At 60.9% G+C, this 1,335-nt stretch carries 1 protein-coding gene; it reads left to right on the top strand.

Annotated features, from left to right (window positions below):
• Positions 1–359 precede the first annotated feature (359 nt).
• Positions 360–1,335: TIR domain-containing protein (locus ACG2LG_RS23845; RefSeq protein WP_396263372.1), on the top strand; the 976-nt coding region annotated here is incomplete at its 3' end.

The raw sequence follows: 1,335 nt of genomic DNA, 5'->3' as shown, positions 1-1,335 counted from the left end.
AGAGCCCCAAACCTTACGGAAAGGCGGATCTCATGACCCGCGGATCTGGTCGAATAGCAACGAGGCGCTTGGTAAGGCGCTGGAGAGGTGGTTCCGCGGTTCGGATTGAAGGGGGCAAGGTGGGCGAATCGACATCACCTCGTCCCGCTTTTCGAGCGGGCCGACGTCGGCGATGCGTGAAGCCGTCCCCTTCTCGCAAGCGACTCCAACTTCGAATGAGATGCCGGCGACGATGTGTTCGGATCTCGTGTCGAGACAACACCTGATCTCAGGCACCGAACGGCACCACAGTTCGGTGCCGAGACCAATACCCGATGAGCATTTGCATTTGGGATAGGGGCGTGCTGGTATGAGGCATCGTGGATCAGGAGGTGTTCGTAAGCTACTCTTCAAAGAATCGGGAGACCGCCGACATGGTCTGTGCCGCGCTTGAGGCAGCCGGCATGCACTGCTGGATTGCCCACCGGAATATCCGGCCGGCAGCGGACTGGGCAGAGTCCATTATCGAGGCGATTGACTCCAGCCAGTTGATGGTCTTGATCCTGTCGGAGGGAGCCAATGCCTCGGATCAGGTGAAACGGGAGGTCGCACGAGCCGTCAGCCAAGGGGTCGCAATTTTGCCCCTGCGAATCGAGGACGTGCGGCCCAGCAAGTCTCTGGACTATTACCTGTCCACGGCTCAGTGGATGGACGCATGGAAGCAGCCAGTGGAGGAACAGCTTGAGTTGCTGGTGGCCGCAGTCAAACCGATGCTCAAGAGGACAGCGGCGGATGTCTCCGAAAGAGCTGAGGAGGAGGCAGCCCGCAAGGTGGAGAAGGATGCAGCACGCCGAGCCAAGGAGGCGGAAGAGGAATCAGCCCGCCAAGCCAAGGAGGAGGCCGCACGCCAGGCGAGGGAACAGGCAGCTCTCAAAGCCAAGGAAGAGGCCGCCCGGAAAGCTCAGGCGAAGCGCAAAGCCCAAGAGGAGCGCGAGGCCGCGAAGGCTTGCCTCGCCGCTGAGAAGCAGAAGGCAGCGGACGCGCGTCAGGCAGCCAAGGCGCAGCGGGCTGCGGAGAAGCAGCAGGCGCTTGCCAGGGCGAAACAGTCGAAGAGCGCCAAGCAGGCCCAGGCGAATGCAGGGGCGCAGCAGGTCGCTTCACAAGCCCAAAAGGGAAAGGGCCTCAAGGTCGCCATGATCGCCGCCGTTCTGGTGCTCGCAGGTGTGGGTATCGGGATCTGGAAGTTCCTGCCACAATCGCAAACCTTCTCGGTTCGTGCGGATGGCCTCGATGTCACTGAGTATTTCGATCTTTTGTTTTCCAGCATTGATGGTGCGAGGACTGGAATCGAGCGCT

Origin of the sequence: Haloferula sp. A504, assembly GCF_044385805.1 — a bacterium.
Taxonomy (GTDB): Bacteria; Verrucomicrobiota; Verrucomicrobiia; order Verrucomicrobiales; family Akkermansiaceae; genus Haloferula.
The sequence above is the reverse complement of the archived record's forward strand: the minus strand, read 5'-3'. Positions and strand labels throughout refer to the sequence as shown.